The organism is Peribacillus sp. YIM B13482 (genome assembly GCF_042787975.1).
In the GTDB taxonomy this organism is placed as follows: Bacteria; Bacillota; Bacilli; order Bacillales; family DSM-1321; genus Peribacillus; species Peribacillus simplex_A.
Genome location: NZ_JBHZPF010000121.1, coordinates 1 through 3,598 on the forward strand (window position 1 = coordinate 1; position 3,598 = coordinate 3,598).

The window sequence follows — 3,598 nt, forward strand, 5'->3', positions numbered from 1 at the left end:
ATATATTCCGGTTTTCGATGATATATTCCGGTTTTCGATGATATATTCCGGTTTTCGATGATATATTCCGGTTTTCGCCGATAAAAAAAGCACCATTCCCTGTAGAGTTGACAAAGAATGGTGCTTTTTTCAAATATGGCGGTTCTTCCGCATTAGCAGTCCCATACAGATAGTAATGAGAGTAAAAGCAATAAAAGCCAAAAACGGAATCGTGATGAAGCCTAACCAATTAATATACTCACCGGAGCAAGGAACACCACTTTGGCACATTTCGAAATGCTGTAGTGCTGGAATTTTTTGCAGACTATAGTGATACCCTGAAACCAACATGCCCAAAATCGATAATGGGAATATGTACCGATGGATTTTCAGGTCCTGCTCATAAAAGGCACGGCCCAATAAAATAACGAGCGGGTACATCAAGATCCTTTGATACCAACAAAAGGTACAAGGTACATAATGGAGAACCTCACTAAAATAGAGACTTCCAGCAGTGGCAATGATTGATAGGATCCACGAAAATAATAATGGCTTGTTCATCAACTATTTCTCCTTCGCTGCATCATCAACCATTTTCACTAAATCATCGATTGTATTTCCTTCAAACTTCTTGCCATTAACAAATAAGGAAGGTGTTCCAGAAACGCCTAATTCGTCGGCAATCTTCATATCCTTGTTCCATTGGTCCTCAGAATTATCGGCTTTAAAAGAGGAAACGACCTTTTTCACATCTTTGTCATTTGCGATTTCTTTCAATGTATCTTCTAGAAATTTGTCCGTAAACACATCTTCCTTTTCATATTTCGGGTCATCTGGCTGCTTATCGTACAACAGCTCATGAAATTTCCAAAAGGTATCATTTCCTAATTCTTGATAAACACTTTCCGCAAATTTAGCGGATCTAATTGAATCGACGTTAATGAACGAATAATTCATGAAATAAAATTGTGCTTTTCCAGTATCAATCAATTCACTTTGTATAGAAGGAAAGAACTTCTCCTCGAATGTCTTACACACTGGACATTTATAATCACCAAATTCCACAATTTGAACAGGAGCCGATTTTTCTCCCAAATAGGGCTGTGATTTATAATCCATTTCATATACAGCTGTATCTGTATCTTTGTCTTTCCCATTCGCTAAAAATATAAAGCCAATAATGATTACAGCGATTAACCCTATGATCCAAAACATGAATGCAGAAGATTGTTTTGAATTACCCTTTTTTTTATTAGACATCATATACCTCCATCTGTTGTAGTTGTTTAGAAATTCCTTATACAGCCATAATGGACCTATAAGCACCATTAAGGCCGATTTCAGTTCCCCCTTCCTATATGTCTCTCACCTGTAACTGATTCATTTACACGTAATAATATAAGTTTCACTATGATGTTTGTCAATTACACATACCTTTTATTTTTGCTTCTTCTTAACGGCGTTACTTGACAGGGTAAAGGTTAATGGATAAATATTATTCTTGCACCCTCAATTATAACTTGTAACTACTTGAATTACATGTTAAATAATTTATACTATATAAGAATAGAGATTTTAAAGGAGAGAAAAAAGAGATGTCCATCAGTACCCGCTTTTCCGTAGGAATCCATATATTATCTCTTTTAGAAATAAATAAAGAAGGCGTTAACACTTCTGATTTTATTGCAAAAAGTGTAAACACCAACCCAGCATTAATCAGAAAAATCACCGGCATGCTGAAGACTGCGGGTTTAGTCAACGTTCGTCCAGGTATTGCCGGAGCGACATTGGCCAAGGAATTATCGGATATTACTTTACTTGATGTTTACCAGGCTGTTAACGTTGTATCCGATAAAGAGCTATTTGGAATCCATGAAAATCCTAATCCAGCATGCACCGTTGGAAGGAATATACAAAATACGATAGAACCCATCTTTTCAGTTGCTGAACTTGCCTTGGAAAAGGCATTGGGAGTGGTAACGATCGAGGATGTCGTTAAGGATATTTTAGAAAAGGATAAAATGAAATAATCAATGCTTCATTTTATCCTTTTCGTCGATACGATGCTTTTTTCGAGCGGGAAGATGGTTTTAAAAGCAAAAAACACATGAGTCGGTCTCTGTGTTTTTTGCTTCTTTCTTATTTGTACTTAGGAACTTCAATCGTCAATTTATAGGAATCTAATAGACTATACAAATTATAAATCTGTTTCACTTGTTTTGTTGCCCAGCCAATGTCAGTAGCATACTGGTGTGTAGCATATCCATATTTCTCTGCAGCTATAGGATTCCATCTCATTTTGTATAGCGTGTCCTGTCCAGCAGAGATATATCCTTTGGCGATAAATTCGGCTCCGCCTATGATGGCCGCTTCCGGAGTGAACCAGCCTGCATTATATGCGTATTGAGCGCCGCTGCTTAACGCTGTTCCGTCAAAAGCCCCCACTCCATACATATTATAGACCGTTTTCCCGTTCACCTTAACTCCAGTCGCCAACGGTGAAGTGCCATTCCCGGTTTCCAGCAAAGCATGTGAAATCAGGTAGATTTCATTCACCCCGTACTTTTCCCCTGCCGAAGTGAAGGTTGCAGCTTGGCCTTGTAAAATCCCTTTACCTGAAAGGATTCTATCATTCACTTCAGAAACGTTCATGTTGGTGACTTGGGAGAGCTTAACGAACTGGAACGATTTGATTGGATCATTCACAAAATTATCCGGATTGAGATTATATTCTATATCTTCCGGGCTGGCATTTACCCATGTCTTGTTATAATCCACCTCATACCAATAGTATCCGTCAGTGCCCATGACTTTTGATTTGATATTCAATGATTGATAATTGCTGACAGCACCGACTACCCAATAATTAGATCCAGCTCCGCCCCTGACACGCCATCCAGTTCCTTTTACCGTACCTTTTGTTGGATTGATTAACGTTAACCCATCCTCTCGTATGTAGGTTTTATACGTTTTATCCGTTTGACCATTAACGGCCATTTGGATTTCAACCATCTTGTCCATCGTAAGATTGTACTCTTTATCGATCCTGATTATCGATCCATTAGAACTCCCTGGACCTTCCGGCGCTTTGGCTGTTAAATATTGCGTACTTACATATCCCGTTTTTCCATTAGCTGTGACTCTTGACCAGCCATTAGACTCAGAATATACATTTACGGCCGTATTGTTTACAAGCTTGGCAATAATCGAAGCGGAAGCTGATGCAGAAGAGCGCATATTCAGACTGGAGCCATCATTCACATTTACATATTTAACTAACGTGGTTTCTTCTTCGTCTGGATTCGGATCCTGGCTTTCCGGTACAGAACCAGGCTTCGTTTCTGATAGATATTGCGTACTGACGTAACCTTCTCCGCCATACGCTATAATTTTTGACCAGCCATTTGATTCCGAGATGACTTCTACCTCTGCACCCTTGGCCAATTTCACAATGATGGAAGCACTTTCTGACGGTTTATTCCGCATATTAAGAGAACCAAAGCTTACATTTACATATTTCGTCGTCGTTTTTTCAGGTATGATTGGATTGGGAGCCGTTCCTGGCTTCGTTGTTGAAAGATAGTCAGTACTGACATACCCATCTATTCCATTGGCCTTG

General features: G+C 39.0%; 4 protein-coding genes. 1 reads left to right on the forward strand and 3 read right to left on the reverse strand.

The genetic code is table 11. From position 1 onward, the window contains the following. Positions 1-129: 129 nt before the first annotated feature. Together ACFX4L_RS25095 and ACFX4L_RS25100 are read right to left on the reverse strand one after the other, a co-directional pair. Positions 130-540, reverse strand: coding sequence for a disulfide oxidoreductase (locus ACFX4L_RS25095; protein ID WP_377406629.1), 411 nt, complete (start codon positions 538-540; stop codon positions 130-132). A gap of 3 nt (positions 541-543) precedes the next feature. Next, positions 544-1,242 (reverse strand): DsbA family protein, encoded by a 699-nt coding sequence (locus tag ACFX4L_RS25100; protein ID WP_377384861.1) that lies wholly within the window; start codon positions 1,240-1,242, stop codon positions 544-546. A 332-nt stretch (positions 1,243-1,574) separates the two neighbouring features. Here ACFX4L_RS25100 and ACFX4L_RS25105 point away from each other — a divergent pair, with 332 nt between their 5' ends. After that, on the forward strand, positions 1,575-2,009 hold the full coding sequence (locus ACFX4L_RS25105; RefSeq protein ID WP_377406631.1) for an Rrf2 family transcriptional regulator: 435 nt from the start codon (positions 1,575-1,577) through the stop codon (positions 2,007-2,009). Between the two features lie 109 nt (positions 2,010-2,118). On the opposite strand, the gene ACFX4L_RS25110 is transcribed toward ACFX4L_RS25105, so the two are convergent. Continuing rightward, on the reverse strand, positions 2,119-3,598 hold a 1,480-nt coding region (locus ACFX4L_RS25110), incomplete at its 5' end, for an SH3 domain-containing protein (protein ID WP_377406633.1).